This is a genomic window from Pseudomonas sp. S11P7 (genome assembly GCF_023195435.1).
GTDB classification, from domain to species: domain Bacteria; phylum Pseudomonadota; class Gammaproteobacteria; order Pseudomonadales; family Pseudomonadaceae; genus Aquipseudomonas; species Aquipseudomonas fluorescens_G.
Genome location: NZ_JALPKS020000002.1, coordinates 2,484,590 through 2,506,114, shown reverse-complemented (window position 1 = coordinate 2,506,114; position 21,525 = coordinate 2,484,590). Strand labels below are relative to the sequence as shown.

The following is a 21,525-nucleotide window of genomic DNA, read 5'->3' as shown; positions in this document are numbered from 1 at the left end:
GGAAGGACTCATGCTCAGGGACGGTAGGGAATCGAATGCGAACGCCGGCATAGGTGCCGGCTATGCAGCCTTTCAACTGTCTCGAGCACTCACCGCACCGGGCCTCGACAATGACGGACAGACGAGCAAGCGCATCGAGCGCTGGCGCAATGTAATCGAGCACATATTGCAGGGATCGGCGTCGTATGGCTCACGAACTCCATTCGCGGATGTGCCTGAGTGGGTCACGCTGGAAGTCGTCACTGGAGGTTTCGCCACTGGGCAGTTCTTGGCCGGCGGTGCACTGACCGAGTACGAGCGACAGTTGGCTGCTTCGATTCCTGGTATCCGTCCTGGCTTTGAGCGACTCGATCTCAACACTTGGCACCTTACGGAGGAGGGGATCGAGGTACTGCAAACGAAGCTGGCGAGCGGGGATTATCGAATCGAGGTGCCCGAAGAAGCTGCACTGCTGACCGTGGCCTGGTTGCTGGTGCAGCAACGTACAGACAGTGCATGGGACCTGGTTGAAGCGATAGCGCCTTTCTTTGAACAGCTGCGATTCTTTCCGATGGCTTCTGACGGTTTGCCGCTTTCTTCAGGGCAAGTGCAGGCTTTTACTGTCGGTGATGTCAGGGCCATGCTTTCAGATCGCCCGGCACAGGTGCGCGTGGCAGTGCAGAAGCATGTCGTTGAAACTCGTTTACCGCTTTACGATTCGGCGGTGTCGCTGTTCCTTTTAACGTATCAGGATAATTGGCCATGTCGCCGGTACCCCGAGGGCTGGTTTGAGCAGGCGAATATTCTGAAGCGGCAGTTCGATGCTTCTTGCCCCAGCGCTTCAGGTGAAGCTGAAAGCTCAAGGGATCGGGCAGGGGAGTTGTTTGCACTGCTGGGGAGTAGCGCAAGCGATGTGGCGTCGCTTACGGGACGGCAAGTCGGACGAATTCGCAAGATCGTCGACGATTTCGTACGCAAGCATGGTCATCCCGAATCCGAATCTCATCAAAAGCACAGAGACTCTCAACGCAGTCACGTGTCCGCACCCGGTCACCATCTATTTGCTAAAGCGGTTGCCGCACGTCTGAGCAGGTATCCCGGTTCGGACGGAGTTTCCGACTTTTCATCTCTGCTGCAACCCGTTACCTGCGAAGAAGCGACCGCATATTCGCTGTTAACAGGTATCGGCATCCCTCCTGATATTGGTCGACGCGTCGAGCGGTGTCGAAAGGGCACAATTGCCGAGTTGATCGAGAAGGGATTGATTACATCCGGGGATACCGTGGCGCGGCTGCTGCCAGCGATAACGGCTGAGATCTGCAGTGCAGGATTTCGCGATATGTCGCTGCGGATGCTCTCCGTAGCAACCTATCGCGCCTTTCGACAACGCCGATCATTGTTGCTGTTGGATCTGCAAAGTCAGGTCAGGATGAATGAATTGCCGTGGGTGGCGGCTGTTGAAGTCGAGCGTAAAACGGACGCGGTGCTCGCTGACGCAGCCAGACAGGTCCTGATCGAATCCGCAGCAATGACCCTTTGTGCTTTTCCTCAAGCGATCCTGCACAACAAACTGATTCAGGAATTTGCCGCGCTTGCGGCGATGGCCAAGCTGGATCTGCCTTTTGTGGAAGAGGTCGCCTCGGACATTTTCATGGGCGCTTTCTCGAACAAGTACATAAGAGCTGCCAGGCAGGCGGCATCTTTGACAGGTGGCACGCTATACGCCAATTACTACGACATTGATGCAAGCCAATTGGCGATGCTTCCTGATCAACCGAAATCCAGGCGCAAAAGGTTCTCCAGGCCTGACGCTAGTACCAGGGACGCATTGGCCAGATTGTGCTCCCAGCGCGCTAATGAGGGCCTGGGGACATGGCGACCGGCGACTAACGGGAAAATCATTGAGCAACAACAGATCCTGACGACACAAAACCTCTCGCTCTTGTTTGGTGAGCTTGGGTTGAAAACGCTATTGCAGGATCGCCTGGCTTCGATGGCCGAGGAATGCTTCAGATGGATATGCATACGCCAGCAGATGAAGTTGAGGTTTTATCACTCCAGCCTGGTGATGATCAAAAATACAGCGTACGCGTGGCGGCAGATGGTGTTTTATCTAGCGATGCTCGATGAGGCAGAAATGCAATTCGCGATTGAACGTATCGAAGCTCATTTCGCGACTCAGCCTATTGCATTTCGTGAAAGGTTCCTGCCGGCGATTAGAGGATTGCGAGTAGCTGCTTCTGGCACACCGTTGACCGAGGCTCGCCAAGCAAGCGAAGGTGCTCAGGTTTTTATCGGATGGACTACCGAGAGACATTGGTTGTTGAAGCTGCAAACGAATGGCGTTGCTTAGACTGAGAGGTTGGGAGTGGTGGATGTGATATCTGAAGCCTGAGGCTATTCGCATCCATGATTTAACATAATATACATTACACGTAACAAAGTGTTACGGGATCAGCCTCGATGTACGTGGCATTTCAATCTGCTGCGAAGCCTCAGTACGCGTTGTTGATCCACTGCCTATGCGCAATCTGCGCCGTTCAGCCTTCGTCCCGCGTCAGCATTTCAATCAGCGCACGATGCTGCGGAAACTGCGCAGTGAGTTTTCCTCGATCAGCCATCTCCATGTCAGCAAAATCAAATCCAGGCGAAACCGCCTCGCTGATCAATCCGAATCCGTGTGGGCCATTGAGCAAGCGCGAAGCTTTCCAGATGCCACCCGGTACGTGTAATTGCAGATGTTGCCCGGCAAGAATCTCGCTGCCCATCACCAGAGTCTGCAATGAACCGTCTGCATGGATCAGGCTGTATTCGATGGGATCGCCCAGATGGAAATAATGCAGGATGTCGGACCGGTTGAAATGAAACTGTCCCACCGGTGATTGCTCAGTCAACAGGTAGTAGATCGACGTCAGCAGATAGCGCGGCCCTGCGCTTGTTTCCAGCTTGGCGCGGTGATCGGATTGATAGGTTCGGCGGAAATAGCCACCTTCGGCGTGAGCTACGAGATCCAGTGCATTGATGACGTCTTGTGCATCGGGTTTAGCTTCAATCATCGCCTGCTCCCACGTTGTTGATAGGTTTTTTGTTAGCTCAACTAAAAGGTCATTTAGTGTAGCTATCAATAATCTCGCTTTATCTACCCTGCATCAGCCTTTCAGCTCATTCAATGTCAGGACAAAATTTGATAATAATCGCAATACCACCTGACAAATCGGGACACGCCATCTGCAACATCCACCTGTGGAGAAAAGCCTGTCCATTGTGCAAGTGCCGACACATCGGCCCATGTACTGACAACATCACCCGCTTGCAGCGGTAGAAAATTGTACTGTGCTTTAACGCCCAATGCTTTTTCCAGGCATTCGACAAAATCCAGTAAAGCTATCGGTTGGCCGCGGCCTATGTTGAACAGTTTGTTAACGCCCTCGCCCTCCTTCTCCGCTACCGGCGGTTTGCAACGCAACAATGCGATACCTTCGACAATGTCATCTATATAAGTGAAATCCCGCGCCATCTGGCCGTTGTTATAAATATCGATCGGCTCGCCCTGCAGCATCGCTTGAGTGAACTTGAACAGCGCCATGTCCGGTCGGCCCCAGGGCCCATAAACGGTAAAAAAGCGCAGCCCACTGGCTTTCAATCCGTAGAGATGGCAATAGCTGCTGGCTAATAATTCGTTGGCGCGTTTGGTCGCTGCGTACAGCGAAACCGGGCGTTCGACCGGGTTGTCGACACTATAAGGCAGCTCGCTGTTAGCGCCGTACACCGAACTGCTTGATGCGTAGATGAAATGCGCCGGCTGGTGAAAACGACAGGCTTCCAGTACGTTCAAAAAACCCACCAGATTCGACTGCGCATAAGCATCCGGATTGTCCAGCGAATAACGAACACCGGCCTGCGCGGCCAGATGGATAACTTCGGTGAAACGATATTGATCGAACAATGCCATAAGTGCCGGTTTATCAACTATGTCCATCCATTGAAATTCGAAATTCGGCAGTTCACTTAGTTGTTTCAATCGCGCGCGTTTAAGTTCGACGCTGTAATAGTTATTGAGGTTGTCGATACCGATTACTTGCTGACATTGTTGAGCCAATCGTTTGGCCGTGTGATACCCGATAAAGCCCGCGGCGCCAGTCACAAGAACGGTCATAGTGCCTGCTCCTCTCAATCGAATGGGCGGTGATTTATAACGTCACGCGACAGAAGCAGTCCGTAGCTTAGAAGAATTTTGCAGCAGCACAATGCTGGAGGATCTTAGCAATCTGCCTTGCCGATCAGTGTAAAAAAACCGGACACATTCGAACGTCAAAATAAAAACATCGTATAAACAATGACATAGGCAAAACAGGAGCCACTAGTCGACAAATGGCGTGGTTTTTTGACTTGGATCGTTTGACAGACTGCAAAGACTGGCCGATAACTACCAACGTCTAGCTGAACGTGGCGCGAGTCCCTTCTCGTTCGCTCCAGAAAGTTTCAGAGCTAACCACTTGGCAACCTGATATAGACACTGCAAACATGCAGACTGTGCGGTAGCTTTGTCTTTGAAAAAGTTTAGCAAGCATCGAGTAGAACAAGTGATTCATTACTGAAACACTCCAACGTTACATCATAATAAAAACATCCCCTGCCAATTGTCTTTGCACGGCCCTGAATAGAGCTTCTGCCTGCCCTAAACTTCTCGAACATCAAAGAGTTTACTCGCATGTCAGCAATCAGCTCGGATCAACCCAATTGGTATCTGTTGCAATGCAAACCACGCCAGGATGAGCGCGCACACCTCAACCTGCTCCAGCAACATTACGTGGTCTTTCACCCTCAACTCTTCACTGAGCGCGTCATTCGCGGGAAACGACAGCGCGTGATGGAGTCGTTATTCCCCGGTTATCTGTTTATCCAGCTCAGCCGTACGGACAACTGGGCACCGTTGCGCTCAACCCGCGGCGTCAGCCGGATTGTCGAGTTCAATCATGGTCCCGTGGCAGTAGCAGAGCATGTCATAGAGCACTTGCGCGAACGCTGTCTGGAATCAGATTCGGATATGCAAGGCCGCCTCGAACCCGGTGAACCTCTGCGGATCATCAGCGGCCCGCTCTCGCCACTCGAAGGTGTATTCCAGGCATTACAAGGCAACGATCGGGTGTTACTGCTTCTGCAGTTTCTCAACCGCGAACAGCCTGTGTGCCTGCCGCTTAGCGTCATCCAGCGACAACAACACAGCTTCCAGTCGTATAAATAACTGCTCGCCCCCGTGCCTTTTCTCAGGAGCCATGTCATGGCCTTGAAATCACGCTGCCCTGTTGCACTGATCATGGCCTCCTTCTACCCCGCGATGGCCTGGAGCACCGATCCGCAAGCGATAAACGTTTATGGATTCGACTTCACGCCAACGTTCATTTTTTCAGAAAGTTACGACGACAACTTCCGCGAAGTCGAAGACAACAAGCAGTCGTCGATGATCACCAAACTGGCGCCCTCCTTCGAGCTCAAGGCTGAAGACCGCAACAGCGCCACGCGAGTGATCTGGCAACCGACGCGGTACATCTATCACGACGATTCCGACGCCTCGAACACTGCGCAACGTGTGCGTGCCGAGAGCGTAATGGAGTTCACCGATCGCCATCGTTTGAAGCTGGACGCCGAATATCGCAAATGGGAGCGCACCGAGTCGACGGCGGTCGAGGGTGTGAATGACAAGCTCAACAACAAACGGGTTGGCGGGCTTTATACCTTCGGCGCGAAAAGCGCGGACAACCAGATCGATCTCGGGGTCAATTACGCGCAACTGCGCTACGACAATGGCGACGGCATCAATGCCGACAAGGAGCGCGACACCACCGCAGTGACGAGCACCTGGTACCACCGCATCGGCAGCAACACCCGAGGCTTGCTCGAATATGACCACACCGACTTCGACTACAAGCAGGCGAACAGTCCGCGCAGCAGCGTATCGGACGCCGTGCTCGCCGGTGCTGTCTGGGATTTCACGGCACGCACGACGGGCAAAGTGCGCGTCGGTTATGAAAAAAAGAACTTCGACAGCAACGAGTCCAACGACCTCGACAACCCCACCTGGCAAGTCGATCTGCAATGGAAACCGCGCACATATTCGACGTTTACCTTTGTCGCGCGTCAGGCGCTGGCCGAGGGCGACGATGGCGCGGAGGCCGTGAAGTCGACCTTCACCCAGGTCGGCTGGCGGCACGGCTGGACGGAGCGAATTACCACCGTGGCCCAAGCGGGTCTGGGCCGTTACGTCTACGAAGGACAAAGCCGCACCGACGACTTTCAGGATTACAACCTGGCGGTGATCTATGCGATGCGCCGCTGGCTGGACATCGAAGTTGGCTACCGCTTCCGCGACAACGACTCCGATGCCGACAATGAAAGTTTCACCCGCAACGTGTTTCAGATCAGTTTCAACGTCAGCCTTTAAGAGGGTTTCGACATGAACACATCCGCACTTGTCCTGTCGTTCTCGTTGCTCGCGGCATCGACTGCCTACGCGGCAGATCCCGGCACGCAATACAAACTGGCCGCTGGCGATGTGTTGCGCATCATCGTGTTTGGTGAGCCGGAGTTGAGCCTGAAAAAGATCCGGCTCAGCGACGCCGGCACCTTTTCCTACCCCTTTCTCGGCGAAATCTCCGCCAAGGGGCTGACCCCCAGCCAGGTCGAAAAAATCATTGTCGACGGGCTCAAACAAGGCTACCTGATCGACCCGAAAGTCAGTCTCAGCCAGATCGAATACCGCTCCTTCTACATCAATGGCGAGGTGAAAAAGCCCGGCAGCTATCCGTTCGTGCCGGGCCTGACACTGGAGAAAGCCATTGCCTTGGGTGGTGGCCTGACCGAGCGGGCCTCGATCAAGCGCGTCACCATCTTGCGTGGCGACAGTGGCGCGACCGACACCGATAACGTGACGCGCAGTACCACGATTGCCCCCGGCGACACCATTTCCATTGCACAAGGGTTCTTCTGATCATGGACAACAGCCTTGGCACTTACGTCGAACGTCCTTTGCAAGCGCACGTGCAGCCGCATCAACAGCACAGCGAAGACAAGGACACCCTGGACCTGCTGAAACTCTGGCGGGTGATCTGGCGCGCGAAATGGAGTATCGGCTGGCTGATTCTGGTCAGCGGTTTGCTGGCGACCATTGTGGTCTCGAACATCACCCCGCAATACATCGGCAGCACCACCCTGCTGTTCAACGACAAGAGCCCGCCGCTGATGTCCTTCCAGCAGGTCAAGGACTCCAACAGCAACACTACCGACTATCTGCAGACGCAACAGGCGCTCCTGCAATCGCGGGATCTGGCCGAGCGCGCGGTGAAAAAACTTGGCCTGACCACGCACCCGGTCACCGACCCGCGCCAGCAACCGAAGTCGTGGTTCGCCCCACGCGAATGGCTGGCCGCTGTTGATCTGGACAAATGGTTACCGGGGCTCGGTCTGGAGCGCTGGCTGCCGGAAAAACAGCCGGTCACCGAAGACGAGGTGTTCAACCAGGTCACGCAGAACCTGATGCTGCACACCAGCGTCAAATTCGTCGGCAAGAGCCAGTTGCTCGAAATCGAGGTCGAACTGCCCGACCCGGTTCTCGCCGCAGCTGCGGCCAATGCACTGGCCCGCGGTTTCACCGACAGCCAGCTCGACACCAGTGAAAAGTCCACGCAAACCACCACGGCGTGGATGAACACCCGGCTGGTGAAGCTGCGTGACAACTTGCGTGCCGCCGAGAAAAAGCTCCAGGGCTACCGCGAAGAACAAGGTCTGGTAGACGTTGGCGGTGTCGCCACGATCAGCGCCAACGAGCTGGAGATGACCGGTAATCGCATGGTCGACGCGCGGCGCAACCGCGCAGAAGCCGAAAGTGAATATCGGCAAGCCAAGGCCTTGGGCAACGGTGATCTGAGCAAACTGTCCAGCGTGCCCGCCGTCCTGAGTAACCCGCTGGTGCAGAAATTTCAGGCGGACCGCGCTCTGGCCCAGGCCAAGGTCGATGAACTGTCGGGCCGCTATGGGCCGAAACACCCGAGCCTGCTGTCCGCGCAGTCGGAATTGCGCACCGCCACCACCAGTCTGCAATTGCAGGTGCAACAGGTGGTCGCCGGGATCGAGCGGCAGTACCAGCTCGCCACGGCCAGTGAGGCTTCGCTGCGCCAGTCCTTCAACAGCAATAAGGCGCAGATTCAGGACATTGCCCGCAAGGAATTCCAGTTGCGTGAGTTCCAGCGTGAGGTCGACAGCTCGCGGGCGCTCTACGAAACCTTCGTCACCCGCCTGAAGGAAACCACCGCCACCGCCGACATGGACTCGACCAAAGTGCGCATCGTCGACCCGGCAATTGTCCCGGTCGATCCGAGCAAACCGCGCAAAACCTTGATCGTGGCGATCGTCGCGTTGATCGCAGCGGTAATCGGTGTCGCGTTGGCCCTGCTGTTCGACAGCCTGAGCAACACCTTCAAAACCGACGAGTCGATCGAAAGCGCGCTGAACATTCCGCTGCTCAGCGTGGTGCCCTTGGTCATGAAGAAAAATCGTCGGCAACTGGCGCGTTTGTTCGAAGACAACGACAACCCGCGCTTCTCCGAGACGATCCGCAACCTGCGCACCTGGCTGATGCTGCAAAGCAGCGAAAAGCCCTCGCAGGTCGTGTTGATCACCTCGACGGTGGCCGGTGAAGGCAAAAGCACCATCGCCAACAACCTCGCCAGCTCGCTGACGCCGCTGGAGCGCGTGCTGCTGATCGATGCCGACATGCGCCAGCCGACGCTGTCGCAGAATTTCGACTTCCCGCCCGACAGCCCCGGCCTGGCGAATGTGATTGCCGGTACCGCCAGGCTTGAAGACTGCATCGTTTCGGTGGGCAATCTGGACATGTTGCTGGCGGGCAAAGTCATGCCGTCGACGCGCGATTCCCTCGCCGCGCCGCGTCTGCCCTCGCCTGCCGATCCGCCCAATGCGCTGCAACCGCCGCCGCAGGATCTGCTCAGTTCACCGCGCATGGCGCGCATGCTCGAAGCGCTGCGCTCGCGTTACCGGCACATCATCATCGATTCGCCGCCGGCGGAAATGATCAGCGACGCGCTGTTGCTGGCCAAGCATTCGGACGCAGTGATTTACGTGGTCAAGGCTGACAGCACCCCGATCAGTCAGGTCCAGCGCGGCCTCGCCATGTTGCAACAGAGCCATGTGCCGGTGTTTGGCACCGTGCTCAACCAGGTCGACCTGCGCAAGGCGCGCAAGTACGGCCAGCATCACTCCCGGGCGTTCTATAACTACGATTTCGCGCCCAGGTAACACCGGGCGCCCGCGCCTGCCGCTGCACCCCTTTCTGCCCAAACACAACTCGCTTCACCTCTGCCGAGCCACGGAAAAGCCAGCGGGAAGACACCTCGTGTCTGCTCGCTCAGCGCTGACGCATCACTGCTGCCTTGAGGTCAAGCCCATGACTCCGCTCTATACCGCTCATATGACGCAACGCCGCGGCCTGACCTTCTGGGGTCAGTGGTCGTGCGCAATGCTGTTGGCCACCTCGTTGCTGGTGCTGCTGGTGTATTGGCGCGTCGGCTACCTGACCAGCGAATATCGCATCCTGATCATCCTGGCCGTGCTCGGCTCAGTGCCGATCTACAGCGTGATGCGCGTGTATCACAAACGCTATGGCCTGGTGGTCGGGCTCGGCAGACTGCTGGCCGGCTGGTTGATTCTACTGGCGGTGCTGGCGGCGATTGCCTTCGTCACGCAGACCAGCGCGATCTATTCACGTCAGGTGATCATCCTCTGGGCGGTGTTGGGTTTCGTGGTCCAGGCGGCGAGTTTTCTGCCCCTGCACTACTTGGCCCGGATGTACTCACGCAAGATCTGCAACGAGCGCCGGTCGGTGATCATCGGCACCTGCCCGACCGCGCATGAGCTGGCGAAAAAGCTCTCCACGCCCAACCGTGCGCTGGTCCTTGGCTTTGTCGCCGCCGCCGATGACAGCGGCCCCGCGCCAAGCATCCTGCCGCTGCTCGGCCGCGTCGACTCGATCCGCGAGATCATCGCGCGCCTTGAAGTGCGCCGCGTGTACATCGTGCTGAACATGGCGCATGCCGCGACCATCGAGGCGCTGTACATCGACCTGCTCGACGTCAATGTCGACGTGGTGTGGATTCCGGATTTCGGCAGCATGGTGTTGCTCAACCATTCGATCTCGGAAATCGAGCGAATGCCGGCCATCTACCTCAACGAAAGCCTGATCAGTTCGCATCCGGCCAGCCTGTTGTGCAAGGACCTGTTCGAGCGCAGCCTCGCCGCGCTGGCGATCGTGCTGCTCAGCCCGTTGCTGTTGGCGGTGGCGACCGCGATCAAGCTGACCTCCGCAGGCCCCGTGCTGTTCAAGCAGAACCGCCACGGCTGCAACGGCGAAGTGATCAAGGTGTGGAAGTTTCGTTCGATGCACGTTCACGACGACCGTGAAGTGCGCCAGGCCACCCGCAACGACAACCGCCTTACGCCGATCGGCCACTTCCTGCGGCGCAGTTCCATCGATGAATTGCCGCAGCTGTTCAATGTCGTGTTCGGCCAGATGGCCCTGGTTGGCCCACGTCCCCACGCCGTTACCCACAACATTTATTACACCGGCAAGGTGCGCGCCTACATGGCTCGCCATCGGCTCAAGCCGGGCATCACCGGGCTGGCGCAGATCACCGGCCATCGCGGCGAAACCGAAACGCTGGAAAAGATGCAGCTGCGCGTCGCCCAGGACCTCAATTACATCAATCAATGGTCGCTGTGGCTCGACCTGAAAATCCTCCTCAAGACCCCCTTCACGCTGTTCTCGAAAAACATCTACTGACCCCTGCCCTACCGCTGCCTGCCCCTGCCCGTCCGTTGATAACCGGTCATGACGACCTGAGGTTTGACCATGAATGTGAGCGTATTCGGTATTGGTTATGTTGGCCTTGTCCAAGGCGCCGCACTGGCGGAGGTCGGGCACAGTGTGCTCTGCGTCGATGTCGACGTCGCCCGGGTCGAAGCCCTGAAAGAAGGCACCCTGCCGATCTACGAACCGGGCCTGAAAAGCCTGGTGCGTGACAACTACCAGAGCGGTCGGCTGCGCTTCGGCACCGACCTGGCGGACGCCGTGCACCATGGCGACGTGTTGTTGATCGCCGTCGGTACTCCGCCGGACGAAGACGGTTCGGCGGACCTGCAATATGTGTTGAGCGTGGCGCACACCATCGCGCTGAACATGGATCGCCACCAGATCATCGTCGACAAGTCCACGGTGCCGGTCGGCACTGGCGACCGGGTGCGCGCCCACATCGAGCAAGTGCTGGCCGACAACGACCGCAGCGATCTGACCTTCGATGTGGTTTCCAATCCGGAATTCCTCAAGGAAGGCTGTGCCGTTGAAGACTGCATGCGCCCGGACCGGATCATCATCGGCACCGACAGTGCGCGTGCCGAAGAAGTCATGCGCGAACTGTATGAGCCGTTCAATCGCAACCGCGAAAAAATCCTCGTCATGGACGTGCGCAGTGCCGAGCTGACCAAGTACGCCGCCAACTGCATGCTGGCGACCAAGATCAGTTTCATGAACGAAATGGCTTGCCTGGCCGAAAGCCTTGGCGCCGACATTGAGAAGGTCCGCCACGGCATCGGCTCGGACCCGCGCATCGGCTACCAATTCATCTACCCCGGTCCGGGCTATGGCGGTTCGTGTTTCCCGAAAGACGTGAAGGCGCTGATCCACGCCGCCACCGGCGTCGACTTCGACGCCCGCGTGCTCAAGGCCGTGGAGGCGCGCAACCAGGAACAGAAAACCACGCTTTACAGCAAGATTTTCAATCACTTCGACGGCCACCTCAGCGGCAAGACCTTTGCCCTCTGGGGGCTGAGCTTCAAGCCCAACACCGACGACATGCGCGAAGCGCCCAGCCGCGTGCTGATGGAAGCCCTGTGGCGCGCCGGCGCCAACGTGCAGGCCTTCGACCCGAAAGCCATGGAAGAGGCGCAGCGCATTTATGGTTCGCGCGATGACCTGACTCTGACCGGGACCAAGGAAGCGGCACTGAAAAATGCCGACGCGCTGATCATCGTCACCGAGTGGCAGGCGTTTCGCGCGCCGGACTTTGACGTCCTCAGCGCGCGGCTCAAGCAACCGCTGATTTTCGACGGGCGCAACCTGTTCGATCCGCAACGCTTGAGCAAACGCGGCTTCACCTACGTCTCGGTGGGTCGTCAGACCCTCTCTGTGATCTGACGGGAGCCGCGCCATGTTGAAACTTGAACTGGTCGGGCAGTACTCGCCGAAATTACTCGAGGCCAACCAGGCCTATTCGTTCATCAACTTTGCTTCGATCAGCAGTGTTTTCGCGCAGCGCTCGTGCGCCATCACCTATTTTTGCGACGGCATGCTGATGTCCTCGTTCATGTCGCGGGTGACCGGCAGAACCATCGGCCGGGTCAGCTTCGACTTCACCTCGATCGCCGACCATGTCCTGGGCGGTGCCGAGCGCCTGGGCAAACGGGTTTACTTCGTCGGTGCCCGGCAAGGCGAACTCGAGCTGTTCATGCGCAAGATCCAGGCCCTTTATCCACGGTTGAATATCGCCGGATACCACAACGGCTATTTCAACGCCGCCGAGGCCGAGGCGCTGCACGCCGACATCTGCCGCAGCGAAGCGAACATTCTGATTGTCGGCCTCGGCGCCGGCCTGCAGGAACAGTTCGAACAGGATGTGCTGCGCGCAGGTTTTCAAGGCGTTGCCTTCACCTGTGGCGGCTTCATTCGCCAGGAAGCCCTGGCGTCGCGGCAATACTACCCGGCGTTGATCAACCGCCTGCATTTGCGCGCGTTTTATCGCATGTACCGCGAGCCGCACACGATCAAACGCTACCTCATCGATTACCCGAGCAACTTCTTGCACCTGCTGGCCCTGCTCGCACGGCGCAAAGTTGCCATCAGTGTCGGGGAGTGACCATGCACATTCTGTTCATTCTCAAGGATTTCAAATCCGGTGGCGGCGTCGAGCGCGTGCAGCAGCGCCTGTCCGAGCAGTTTCTCAAGGATGGTCGGCGCGTGAGTTTCTTCGTCATGAACGGCGAAACCCCGGACACCGAAGGCAATCAACGTCACCACAGCGGTGGCGGCAACGGCATCGCCGGCCTGCTCCGCTCGATCGTGCTGTTGCGCCGGGTAATTCGTGATGAGCAGGTGACCCACCTGATTTCCGCCAAGGAGCAGGCCAACGTCTGCACCTGGTTCGCCACGCTGGGCAGTGCCTGCAAAGTCATCTACAGCCGCCACATTGCCCTCGATTGCAAAGAACAGAAAACCAATCCTTCGAGCCTGCGCCTGCTGTACGCCTTGTACCTGTGCGGCAGCGGCAAAGTGGTCACGGTTTCCACCGCGTTGCGCCAGTCGCTGGTCAGCCTGTTGCCGTGGGGCCGCAAGCGCATCAGCTTTTGCCCGAACGCGGTGATCACTGAACAACTGTTCCAGGCCTCACGGGCGCCACTCCTTGCCGGGTTGCCCGAAGCTTACTGGTTGGGGTTGGGACGCCTGACCCAGCAGAAAGGTTTTGACCTGTTGCTCGATGCCTACGCCCTGGCCTTGCAACAGCGCACGCTGCCGGACCTGGTGATCGCCGGCGACGGACCCATGCGCGACGCACTCAAAGCGCAGGCGCAACGCCTGGGTATCGCACGACGGGTGCATTTCACCGGTTACCTGAGCAATCCCTATCCGCTGCTGAGAAACGCGCGGTTGTTCATTCTCAGCTCCACCCACGAAGGCATGCCGACCGTGCTGATCGAAGCGCTGGCACTGGGCACGCCGGTGCTGGCCAGCGACTGCGAAACCGGGCCCCGAGAACTGTTGGACAACGGCCAGCTCGGCCTGCTGGTCAAGGTCAACGACGTGCCGGCACTGGCTGACGGAATGCTGCAAAGCCTGACTTCGCGCGATGACGCGATGCCCCACGAACACACCCTCACCGAAGCCTTGCGCCCCTACACCAGCCAGCACGCGGCCCAGGCGTATTACCAGGTATGGAATCAATGAAAAAATTCCTCATCATCCTCCACGACCTCAGCGCCGGCGGTGCCGAGAAAATGATGACGCGCCTGGCCGGTGCGCTGGTCGACGCGGGTAACGACGTGACCTTGCTCCTGCTCACCGGCGGCGGCATCAACGCCAAATACCTTGATCCACGCGTCAAGACTGTCGAACTGCACAGCCCGCGCAGCGTTCGCGCGATTCCGGCACTCGCGCGGTTTCTGCGGGCCAATCGTTTCGATGCGCAACTGGCGGCGCTGACCCATGTCAACGTCGTGGCGATCGCCGCCGCACTGCTGTCCGGCACGCTGGCGCGCCTGCACGTCAGCGAACGCAACGCGTTTTCCCACGACAAACACGTCAATCCAGCCTTCATGGTGCGGCTGGCCTACAGCGCGGCACCGCTGCTGTATCGGCTGATTCCCAACCCGGTGATTTGCGTGTCGAAAGGCGTCGCCCAGGATCTGGTCGATACCACTATCGCGCGCCACCAGGACGTGACCACTGCCGACAATCCGGTGCTCGACGACGACTTCTACAAAAAGCGCCCGTGCCGCCCCAGTCATCGCTGGCTGCTGGAAAAATCCGGCGCGGTGATCGTTGCGGTGGGCCGTCTGGCCCGGCAAAAAGGTTTCGATACCCTGATCAGCGCGTTGGCCGCGCTACCGGATACCAGCGTGCGCTTGATCATCTTTGGCGAAGGTGCGCTGCGGCCGCAATTGCTGGAACAGGCCCGCGAGCTGGGCGTAGCCGAGCGTGTCGATCTGCCGGGTTACACCGCTGATCCGCTGGCAGAAGTGGCCGCCGCCGATTGTTTTGTCCTGTCGTCACGCTTCGAGGGTAGCCCGAATGCGCTGGTCGAGGCCTTGGCCACGGGCACGCCGGTGGTCGCGACTCGCTGCCCCCACGGCCCGGCAGAAATTCTTATCAATGGTCTGGTGGCACCGCTGGTCGAGGTTGATGACGCGCTCGCGCTGGCGCAGGCGATCGGCCTGCAGCTCAACACGCCGCGCCATTTCAAGCGCGACACCCGGCTTGAAGCGGCGGCGCGCTTCGCCAATACCCGCGCCTTGCAGACCTACCTCACGGCGATGCTTGGGAGCGCCGCATCATGAGCACCCTGACGATCCGATATTCGACCTTGCGCGACGGCTTCGCCCTGTTCGGCGTGCTGTTTTACATCCAGGTGATTACCTTTGCCCTCGGGCTGGGCAGCGGGTTCAGCTTCGGCGACGTCGACAAAGACCTCGAAGGCAGCGTCGCCAACCAGGTTTGCGGACTGGTGACGTTATTGGTGCCGTTGTTTTTCTTCATCCGCAACAAGGTGTTCCTGAGCAAAACCTTCTACCGCAGCAACTTTTTCCTGCTGTTGTTCCTGCTCAGTGTGATCGCCTCGATCGGCTGGTCCCATGACCCGACGCTCAGCCTGAAACGGGTAATCGCACTGCTCGGCGTAGTGTTTTTCGCCGGCTTCATTGCCTGGAACTACCCGCTGGAAAAGATCGTGTACATGCTCGGCTGTGCGATCGGCGCTGCGGCGTTCATCGGGCTGATACTGGCGGTGATCATGCCTGACGTCGCGTTCCTCTCCGGGGAATTCGCGACGGCGCCTTCAAGGGCATCTTTGCCGAAAAGAATGCCGGGGCACGCCTCAATGCCGTGGCCATCCTGTTATTGCTGCCGATGATCCGTCAGGGCAACCGCCGGGCGCTGTTCTGCGCGTTGTGTTCGCTGGTGGCGATTCTGCTCGCGCAGTCGGCGACCGGCGTCGCCCTGGTGGTGTTCGGCTCGGTGAGCTACTGGTATTTCCTCACCCTGATCCGCCTGCGCATCCACCGCTCGCAGGGGCTGTTTTTCGCCAGCACGGTGCTGTTTCTGCTGGCGGGCCTGTTGCTCTACAACCACGTCGCCTGGCTGCTGGAGATCGCTGGCCGCGACCCCTCGCTGACCGACCGCACGCTGATCTGGGAACTGCTCTCACCCTTCGTCGAGCAGGAATGGCTCAAGGGTTATGGCTTCGGCGCTTTCTGGGCCAGCCCCGATGCCGATGCGTTCATTACACGCTGGGGCTACATCGGCAACGCCCACAGCGGCTACATGGAAACCCTGCTCAACGGCGGTGTGATCCAGTTGAGCGCGCTGGTTCTACTGTTCGGCGAAGCGCTGCTCAAACAGTACCGCGCCGTGACCGCCAACCACACGGCGCAACTGCGCGCCAGTGCGCTGGTGATCATCGGCCTGTTCGCCGTGACCAACTACGTGGCGTACGTGATTCCCAACTACCGCTCCGCCGAATTCCTGGTGTTTTGCACCCTCGCCCTGTCCTTCCGGCATCAACTGGTGATGCTCCCCGCGTTCAAACCGGCAAACCCGCGCCAGCGTCAGGCTGGTCGGGCATTTGCGCCTGATTCCGCCAAGGCGTAACCCAAGGAGAAGCTGCCGTGACAAACCAAACCCCGCAGACCGTGTGCGTTCTGATCCCGATGTACAACGGCGCCGACAGCATCGAGCAGACGCTGACCTCGCTGGCCGAGCAGACGCGCCTGCCCGATCACGTCATCGTCATCGACGATGGCTCCACCGATGACGGGCCGCAACGGGTCCGGGATTTCGCCGCGCCGTTTCGCCTCACCCTGTTGCAGCAGGCCAATGCCGGCCAGGCCAGTGCGCGCAATACCGGTTTGCACCACAGTCAGGAAACCTTCGTGGCGATGCTCGATGCCGATGACCAGTGGCGCCCGCAAAAGCTTGAGCTGCAACTGGCGCTGTACGACGAACTTGAACAGCAGGGCCGCCCGGTCGGGCTGATCGATTGCTACACCCAGGTCAATTACAGCAACGGCAAGCGGCAACTGGACGCCGTGCGCAAGAGCGGCATGCACTTCTACGACTTCGTTCACGCCAACGTGCTCAATGGCGTGTCGGCCGCGCTGGTCAAACGCGACGTGATGCTGCAACTCGGCGGCTTCGATGCAGGCCTGCGTTACTGCGAGGACCGCTTCATGTGGACGCGCATCGCCGAACACTGGGAAATCCACACGGTCCCGCAGGTGCTGCTCGAACGCACGGTCAACGACGGCAACATGACCGCGCAACCGAAAAAGCACTACCAGAACAAGATGAAATTCATCGACGTGTACCTCGAGCGCTATGGCGCGCAGCTGAGCAAGCAGCAACACATCGATTTCGTGCTGGGCAATCACACCGATTTTCTCAATACCTTTTCCCGGCGTGGCGATCATGCCGAGGTGCTCGATGTGTACCGGCGGATGTTCGAATACTCCTGGCAGACGCTGATCTTCGATCACGGCAAACCGACCTTGCGCTGTCTCTACGCCCTCGCCCGCACCGGGTTCAAGGCACCGGCATCAACCGCCGCTCAATGATCCGGTAACCGCCATGGCCAATCACCGCCTCGTCACCCTCGGCTGGATCTTCACCGAAAAGTTCGGCCTGATCCTGCTGTCGATGATCACCTTCGTCGCCTACGCGCGCCTGCTGTCACCGGCCGAGCTGGGTGTGGGCACGATCATCATCGCCATCGTCGAGCTGGTCGGGCTGATCTACTCCTCGGTGCTGGAGGACCCGCTCGTCCGCCTGGAGCGTCTGGAGGACAAACACATCTCGACGGGGTTCTGGGCGGCGGTGTTGGTCAGCCTCGCATCGATTGTGCTGATCTCAGTGGCGGTGCTGTTTTATACGACTGACCCCGTGCTGCGCTGGATGACCGCGCTGGCCTCGGTGAAGATCCTGTTCACCATGATGGCGCGGGTCTACGTGGCGCAAATGCGCCGCAGCGGCAACTTCAAGGCGCTGGCCTCGCGCACCTTGCTGGGCAAGATTGCCGGCGGTTTCGCCGGTATCGCGGTGGCGCTCTGGGGCCTCGGCGCCTGGGCGGTGATTGCCCAGGCACTGATCATGGAATTCGTCTCGATCATCGTGCTGATGCGCGCAGACCCGCGGCGCATCGCCTTTTACATCGACGGTGCGTTCTTGCGTGAGCTGATCAAGGCCGGCACTCCGGTGGCGATCAATGCACTCAGTTCACAAACCCTGCAACGCGGCGTCAACGTGGTGCTGGGGATGACCGCCGGGGCGAATGCGGTCGGCATGTTCAACATGGCCATGCGCATCATCGACCTGCCGCGCACGGCCATTTACAACGGCCTGCTGAGTTATGCGCTGCCAGCGTTTTCCCGGCGCAGCGCCGAACCGCTGCGCCTGCTCGGGATCATCGGCGATTCGACTGTGGTCAGCAGCTTTCTGTTGACGCCGCTGTTCCTCGGTATCGCTCTGACGGCCAGCGATCTGATTCTGCTGATCTTCGGCGCCAAGTGGGCCGAGGCGATTCCTCTGCTGCAAGTGCTGGCGTGTACGGCGGCCGTCGGCAACATGGCGATGTACGCCACCACCGCGCTGGTCGCGGTCAACCGCAGCCATCTGACGATCAAGGCTGAAGTGCTGACCACGCTGCTGGCGCTGTTGTTGGTGTACGTCTTCGGCAGTGTCTATGGCGGCATGGCCGCTGCGGTGGCGCTGCTGGTGCGCATGCTGCTGATCACGCCGCTGCAGATCCGCGGACTCAACGCCGCCGTCGGTTATGACTGGCGCCGCTTCTTCGACTCCAATTACCGCAGTGTGCTGGCCTCGCTGGTGATGGTCACGACCGTGTTGTCGGTGTCGCCGCACCTGGCCGTTCAAGGCTACCTGCACCTGCTGTGCGACATCTCGCTTGGCGCGCTGAGCTATGCCGTGGCGTATAGCGTCCTGCACCCGCGCTGGCCGCAGGAATTCAAATCGGTGTTCACCGCTCGCTGAATTCAGTCCCCGAAAACAGGAAGGCCCATCCATGCGTAAAACTACGTTGATTACTGGCGGCGCCGGTTATATCGGCTCGCACACCGCTTTGGCCCTGATCAATGCCGGACGCCACGTGCTGGTGCTCGACAACCTGTGCAACAGCAGTCGCGAGTGCATCAAGCGTCTGGAGCAGTTGACCCTGAGCCGGGTGGATTTCATCAGGGGCGACATTCGCGACGCGCACTTGCTCGACAATATCTTCGGCCGCTACGACATCGACGCCGTGGTGCATTTCGCCAGCCTCAAATCCGTGGCCGAAAGCGTGAGCAACCCGTTGGACTACTACACCAACAATGTCGCCGGCACGCTGGAACTGTGCCGGGCGATGGCGCGCAACGAAGTGTTCAAACTGGTCTTCAGCTCTTCGGCGACGGTGTACGGCGATCCGGCGAGCACGCCGATCTCAGAAGATTTCGGCACCGGCAAACCGGTCAATCCCTACGGCCGCAGCAAACTGATGATCGAGGAGCTGCTGACCGACCTGTGTCACTCTGATCCACGCTGGAGCATCGCCTTGCTGCGCTATTTCAACCCGATCGGCGCCCACGAAAGCGGGATGATCGGTGAAGATCCCAGCGGCCGGCCGAACAATCTGTTGCCGTGCCTGACCCAGGTCGCGATTGGCCGGATACCTGAGTTGACGGTGTTCGGCAGCGATTACCCGACCGTCGATGGCACCTGCGTGCGCGACTACATCCATGTCGTCGATCTCGCCATCGGCCATCTCAAGGCGTTGTTGAAGTTGCAGCAAACCAGCGGCGTCGATGTGTGGAACCTCGGCACCGGCGTCGGCTACAGCGTGCTGCAGATCATTCAAAGTTTCGAAGACATTACCGGCATCGCCATTCCCTATCGCTTTGCCCCGCGCCGCGCAGGTGACGTTGCCAAAATGTTTGCCGACCCGGGCAAGGCCGGGCGGGAACTGGGCTGGACCGCGCAACGCGACCTGCAACAGATGATTGTCGATGCGTGGCGCTGGCAGTCGTGCAATCCGCAGGGCTACCAGTCTTCGTTCAAGATCCCGGCATTGAGTGTGGCGCGATGAAACTTGATGGCGTGCTGTTTCTCTGGCTGCTGGGGTTTGCCCTGGCCGGTAACGCCGCGCCAGCGCCGCCCGGTGTTCCCGCCGCCGGGCTGGTGCTGTGGCTGGACGCGGCGGATGCGCAAAGCGTGCAGCTTGATGAGCAGAACCGCGTGCTGCGCTGGAAGGACAAATCCGCCAGCGGCCATGATGCCAGCGCCGACAATCCCGGCACGGCGCCACAGTGGCTGCCGGACGCGGTGAACGGACGTGCGGTGGTGCGCTTCAACGGCGTGTCGGGTTTGCTCGGCAAAGCCATCCGTAGCGCCAAAGGCCCGGTGACGGTATTGGTCGTGTCCCGCCGTACGGCAGAAAGCGCCGGGGCGGATGCCTGGCAACGCTTGTTCAGCTCGCGGCCGCAAACCGCCGACAACGATAACGTCCTGCCGAATTTCGCCATCAGCCTGCGCGACGCCGCCGCGTATGCGATCAACGTTTCGGTGCTGGAACTGTACGACGTACCGATCGGCCCGTTTGGCATCGGCCGCAACGCCGTTGGCACCGCGGACAACTTTCGCGGCGACATTGCCGAAGTGCTGGTCTATGACCGTGCGTTTGCCTCGCTCGCCGACCGCCAGCAAGCCTTTCAGTACCTCGCTGACCGCTGGACCGTGGCGGTCCCGCCGGTCGCCGATACCTGGACCCGGGTCGGCCCGCTCGGCGCTGTACCGAACCGGACCAACAGCAACCTGCCGCTGTCCGATCAGGCCAACAGCGGGCAGTGGGTGCTCAACGACAAGCTGTCCGACGAATTCAACGGCAGCACCCTCGACCGCACACGCTGGCACGTTAATCACGGCGTCGGCAACGAATCGCTCGGCCGCAAACCGGCGCTATACACCGAGAAAAACGCCAGCGTCAGCAACGGCAACCTGAACATCGTCTTTCGCAAGGAAACCTTGCCGGAAAAGTACGTCAAGCTCGGTTTCAAGGACTACACCTCCGCCATGGTTCGCACCCTCGAGAAGGGCTTGTTCGGCTATTACGAAGCGCGGGCGAAACCGATGAATTCCGCCGGCTCCAGTGCCTTCTGGCTGGCGTGGACCGGCATGGCCGACAACGCCACCGAAATCGACATTTTCGAAATCGCCGGCAAGACCAAGGACGGCAAGCTGGACCGCTCGTACCACATGAACGCCCACCTCTGGGCCACGCCACAAAGCACCGAGCACATCGCCGATGGCAGCATCTGGGTCAGCCCATGGCGGCTGGCCGATGACTTCCATGTTTACGGCTTCGACTGGCAGCCCGATACGCTGCGCTGGTATGTCGATGGCGTGCTGGTGCGCGAATCGCGCAATAAATATTTCTTCTTCCCGATGGAAATCGTCTTCGACAGCGAAGCCATGTGGTCATGGTTTGGCGTGGTCGACGATGCCGACCTTCCTTCAACGTTCGAAGTCGACTACATCAAGATGTGGCAACGCCGTGCGTCGCTGTCCCAGGCCGGGAGCACGCCATGAGCCGCCACTGCTGTTTCAGCTTGCGCCTTGGGTCGAATCCTGTTCGGCAGAGTCGTCAGTTTTTGATCAGCGCTGATCAGTCC

The 21,525-nt window shown here is 59.3% G+C and carries 18 protein-coding genes; 16 read left to right on the top strand and 2 right to left on the bottom strand.

Features of this window, described 5'->3' with window-relative positions; genetic code table 11:
• The first annotated feature begins 10 nt into the window (after positions 1-10).
• A complete protein-coding gene (locus tag M0746_RS11660) occupies positions 11-2,332 on the top strand; it encodes a hypothetical protein (protein ID WP_258449282.1) in 2,322 nt (773 codons plus the stop codon).
• A 187-nt stretch (positions 2,333-2,519) separates the two neighbouring features.
• Here M0746_RS11660 and M0746_RS11655 read toward each other — a convergent pair whose 3' ends face one another.
• Positions 2,520-3,035, bottom strand: coding sequence for a cupin domain-containing protein (locus M0746_RS11655; protein ID WP_258449281.1), 516 nt, complete (start codon positions 3,033-3,035; stop codon positions 2,520-2,522).
• Between the two features lie 116 nt (positions 3,036-3,151).
• Positions 3,152-4,135: an NAD-dependent epimerase/dehydratase family protein gene (locus M0746_RS11650; protein WP_258449280.1), complete on the bottom strand. Its 984-nt coding sequence runs from the start codon at positions 4,133-4,135 to the stop codon at positions 3,152-3,154.
• A 555-nt stretch (positions 4,136-4,690) separates the two neighbouring features.
• Here M0746_RS11650 and rfaH point away from each other — a divergent pair.
• The 15 genes from rfaH (at position 4,691) to M0746_RS11575 (ending at position 21,442) form a co-directional block, all read left to right on the top strand.
• The gene (gene rfaH, locus M0746_RS11645; RefSeq protein WP_258449279.1) at positions 4,691-5,224 is read left to right on the top strand and encodes a transcription/translation regulatory transformer protein RfaH; all 534 of its coding nucleotides are present in this window, start codon (positions 4,691-4,693) and stop codon (positions 5,222-5,224) included.
• Positions 5,225-5,260: 36 nt separating this feature from the next.
• Positions 5,261-6,421: an outer membrane beta-barrel protein gene (locus M0746_RS11640; RefSeq protein ID WP_258449278.1), complete on the top strand. Its 1,161-nt coding sequence runs from the start codon at positions 5,261-5,263 to the stop codon at positions 6,419-6,421.
• Positions 6,422-6,433: 12 nt separating this feature from the next.
• Positions 6,434-6,967 carry a polysaccharide biosynthesis/export family protein gene (locus tag M0746_RS11635; protein ID WP_258449277.1) on the top strand — a complete coding sequence of 178 codons (534 nt, stop codon included), beginning with the start codon at positions 6,434-6,436 and terminating at the stop codon, positions 6,965-6,967.
• Between the two features lie 2 nt (positions 6,968-6,969).
• On the top strand, positions 6,970-9,291 hold the full coding sequence (locus M0746_RS11630; protein WP_258449276.1) for a GumC family protein: 2,322 nt from the start codon (positions 6,970-6,972) through the stop codon (positions 9,289-9,291).
• Between the two features lie 148 nt (positions 9,292-9,439).
• A complete protein-coding gene (locus M0746_RS11625) occupies positions 9,440-10,831 on the top strand; it encodes an undecaprenyl-phosphate glucose phosphotransferase (protein ID WP_258449275.1) in 1,392 nt (463 codons plus the stop codon).
• A 69-nt stretch (positions 10,832-10,900) separates the two neighbouring features.
• Positions 10,901-12,241 carry a UDP-glucose dehydrogenase family protein gene (locus M0746_RS11620; RefSeq protein ID WP_258449274.1) on the top strand — a complete coding sequence of 447 codons (1,341 nt, stop codon included), beginning with the start codon at positions 10,901-10,903 and terminating at the stop codon, positions 12,239-12,241.
• Positions 12,242-12,254: 13 nt separating this feature from the next.
• Positions 12,255-12,959 carry a WecB/TagA/CpsF family glycosyltransferase gene (locus M0746_RS11615; RefSeq protein WP_258449273.1) on the top strand — a complete coding sequence of 235 codons (705 nt, stop codon included), beginning with the start codon at positions 12,255-12,257 and terminating at the stop codon, positions 12,957-12,959.
• A gap of 2 nt (positions 12,960-12,961) precedes the next feature.
• Positions 12,962-14,044 carry a glycosyltransferase gene (locus M0746_RS11610; protein WP_208937568.1) on the top strand — a complete coding sequence of 361 codons (1,083 nt, stop codon included), beginning with the start codon at positions 12,962-12,964 and terminating at the stop codon, positions 14,042-14,044.
• Positions 14,041-15,153, top strand: a complete 1,113-nt coding sequence (locus M0746_RS11605) for a glycosyltransferase (protein ID WP_258449272.1) — start codon at positions 14,041-14,043, stop codon at positions 15,151-15,153. Before M0746_RS11610 ends, M0746_RS11605 begins: the two co-directional genes overlap by 4 nt.
• Positions 15,150-15,725 carry a hypothetical protein gene (locus M0746_RS11600; RefSeq protein ID WP_258449271.1) on the top strand — a complete coding sequence of 192 codons (576 nt, stop codon included), beginning with the start codon at positions 15,150-15,152 and terminating at the stop codon, positions 15,723-15,725. Before M0746_RS11605 ends, M0746_RS11600 begins: the two co-directional genes overlap by 4 nt.
• Positions 15,698-16,462 carry an O-antigen ligase family protein gene (locus tag M0746_RS11595; protein WP_258449270.1) on the top strand — a complete coding sequence of 255 codons (765 nt, stop codon included), beginning with the start codon at positions 15,698-15,700 and terminating at the stop codon, positions 16,460-16,462. Before M0746_RS11600 ends, M0746_RS11595 begins: the two co-directional genes overlap by 28 nt.
• A gap of 17 nt (positions 16,463-16,479) precedes the next feature.
• On the top strand, positions 16,480-17,424 hold the full coding sequence (locus tag M0746_RS11590; RefSeq protein ID WP_258449269.1) for a glycosyltransferase family 2 protein: 945 nt from the start codon (positions 16,480-16,482) through the stop codon (positions 17,422-17,424).
• Positions 17,425-17,437: 13 nt separating this feature from the next.
• Positions 17,438-18,856 carry an oligosaccharide flippase family protein gene (locus M0746_RS11585; protein WP_258449268.1) on the top strand — a complete coding sequence of 473 codons (1,419 nt, stop codon included), beginning with the start codon at positions 17,438-17,440 and terminating at the stop codon, positions 18,854-18,856.
• A gap of 31 nt (positions 18,857-18,887) precedes the next feature.
• A complete protein-coding gene (galE, locus tag M0746_RS11580) occupies positions 18,888-19,943 on the top strand; it encodes a UDP-glucose 4-epimerase GalE (RefSeq protein ID WP_258449267.1) in 1,056 nt (351 codons plus the stop codon).
• Positions 19,940-21,442, top strand: a complete 1,503-nt coding sequence (locus tag M0746_RS11575) for a family 16 glycosylhydrolase (protein WP_258449266.1) — start codon at positions 19,940-19,942, stop codon at positions 21,440-21,442. The genes galE and M0746_RS11575 overlap by 4 nt, the downstream gene beginning before the upstream one ends.
• The last annotated feature ends 83 nt before the right edge of the window (positions 21,443-21,525 follow it).

Bases quoted from the DNA above. Each gene is read 5' to 3' on its own strand.
- M0746_RS11660 (WP_258449282.1), top strand. From the start codon at position 11: ATGCTCAGGGACGGTAGGGAATCGAATGCGAACGCCGGCATAGGTGCC.
- M0746_RS11655 (WP_258449281.1), bottom strand. From the start codon at position 3,035: ATGATTGAAGCTAAACCCGATGCACAAGACGTCATCAATGCACTGGAT.
- M0746_RS11650 (WP_258449280.1), bottom strand. From the start codon at position 4,135: ATGACCGTTCTTGTGACTGGCGCCGCGGGCTTTATCGGGTATCACACG.
- rfaH (WP_258449279.1), top strand. From the start codon at position 4,691: ATGTCAGCAATCAGCTCGGATCAACCCAATTGGTATCTGTTGCAATGC.
- M0746_RS11640 (WP_258449278.1), top strand. From the start codon at position 5,261: ATGGCCTTGAAATCACGCTGCCCTGTTGCACTGATCATGGCCTCCTTC.
- M0746_RS11635 (WP_258449277.1), top strand. From the start codon at position 6,434: ATGAACACATCCGCACTTGTCCTGTCGTTCTCGTTGCTCGCGGCATCG.
- M0746_RS11630 (WP_258449276.1), top strand. From the start codon at position 6,970: ATGGACAACAGCCTTGGCACTTACGTCGAACGTCCTTTGCAAGCGCAC.
- M0746_RS11625 (WP_258449275.1), top strand. From the start codon at position 9,440: ATGACTCCGCTCTATACCGCTCATATGACGCAACGCCGCGGCCTGACC.
- M0746_RS11620 (WP_258449274.1), top strand. From the start codon at position 10,901: ATGAATGTGAGCGTATTCGGTATTGGTTATGTTGGCCTTGTCCAAGGC.
- M0746_RS11615 (WP_258449273.1), top strand. From the start codon at position 12,255: ATGTTGAAACTTGAACTGGTCGGGCAGTACTCGCCGAAATTACTCGAG.
- M0746_RS11610 (WP_208937568.1), top strand. From the start codon at position 12,962: ATGCACATTCTGTTCATTCTCAAGGATTTCAAATCCGGTGGCGGCGTC.
- M0746_RS11605 (WP_258449272.1), top strand. From the start codon at position 14,041: ATGAAAAAATTCCTCATCATCCTCCACGACCTCAGCGCCGGCGGTGCC.
- M0746_RS11600 (WP_258449271.1), top strand. From the start codon at position 15,150: ATGAGCACCCTGACGATCCGATATTCGACCTTGCGCGACGGCTTCGCC.
- M0746_RS11585 (WP_258449268.1), top strand. From the start codon at position 17,438: ATGGCCAATCACCGCCTCGTCACCCTCGGCTGGATCTTCACCGAAAAG.
- galE (WP_258449267.1), top strand. From the start codon at position 18,888: ATGCGTAAAACTACGTTGATTACTGGCGGCGCCGGTTATATCGGCTCG.
- M0746_RS11575 (WP_258449266.1), top strand. From the start codon at position 19,940: ATGAAACTTGATGGCGTGCTGTTTCTCTGGCTGCTGGGGTTTGCCCTG.